Origin of the sequence: Bradyrhizobium sp. IC3195 (assembly GCF_020193585.1) — a bacterium.
GTDB classification, from domain to species: Bacteria; Pseudomonadota; Alphaproteobacteria; order Rhizobiales; family Xanthobacteraceae; genus Bradyrhizobium; species Bradyrhizobium yuanmingense.
In genome coordinates this window covers 1-898 of the sequence record NZ_JADYVG010000079.1, presented here as the reverse complement: position 1 = coordinate 898, position 898 = coordinate 1, and the positions used below count along the sequence as shown (strand labels likewise).

1 pseudogene is annotated in these 898 nt (G+C 55.7%); it reads left to right on the top strand.

Features of this window, described 5'->3' with window-relative positions:
• Nucleotides 1-586: 586 nt before the first annotated feature.
• Nucleotides 587-898, top strand: a pseudogene (locus I6F09_RS37175) (alpha/beta hydrolase); the annotation flags it as partial.

Sequence of the window (898 nt, the reverse complement as noted above, 5' to 3'; positions counted from 1 at the left end):
TAACTCCATGTTTGAGATCATTCTGGAAGGCGCAATCTCTGACTGCGCTGAGCGGACCAGGTCGTCATAGACCGTAATAGCAACCAATGTGCCAACTCGCCTCCTGATTGAGCGCTCATGTGTGAGAGAACATGTTTGAGGCGATGGCTACGGGCGACCGGTTGAAAGTTTGGAAGATTGAGCAGGACCCATCTGAAATAATAGGTGGTCCCGGGGAATGCTCCCTAGGCATGCGAGGTGGCTGTCTAACAAAGGCGACCCACAGCGTCCGATCTCTGACAAGCTTGGTTCTCAATCGGACAAACGCTATGCAGCAGAAGAGGAAAGACGGAAGTTGCTTGGCCATCCTTCGTCTCGGCAGCAACGAGATGCCTGGCATCGACTTTGCACCGAGAGATCTGGGAACGTCGTGGAAAGTCACCCTGCTCGCAAAACGTCCTCTTGAGGTTACGCTTCCTTGGTCACACTTTGACCTCGCTTGCGAGCAGTTTGCCGGATGAAAGACGCCATCGATAGGCAATCCGGCACCACAGCGCAATTTAGTATCACGGGGCGGCATCGACTCTAGAACAGAGGAGGTTAGGCCATGTCTGACTCGTTCCAGCGCTCCAACCTGGCCCAGTCAATGGAAGCGCAACGTGCAGAAGTCGAGCACGCGCTCACCCGCAGCCCATTCAGAATCTACGCTGATCGCATGGGCCAACAGGGCGCGAAGACCATCAACATTCTACAAGTTGCCTGGATACTGCGGGTCAAGCGCGGCTGCGAAACGGTCTTTACACGCCTACCCGAGCTCTTGGCAAGCGGCGAACGTCTAGCCAAAGATCTGAGGAACCTGCGTGACGATGGACGGCTTGGCGTTTCTTGGCGTGAATACATCCGCGACGCGGGCGAGCGC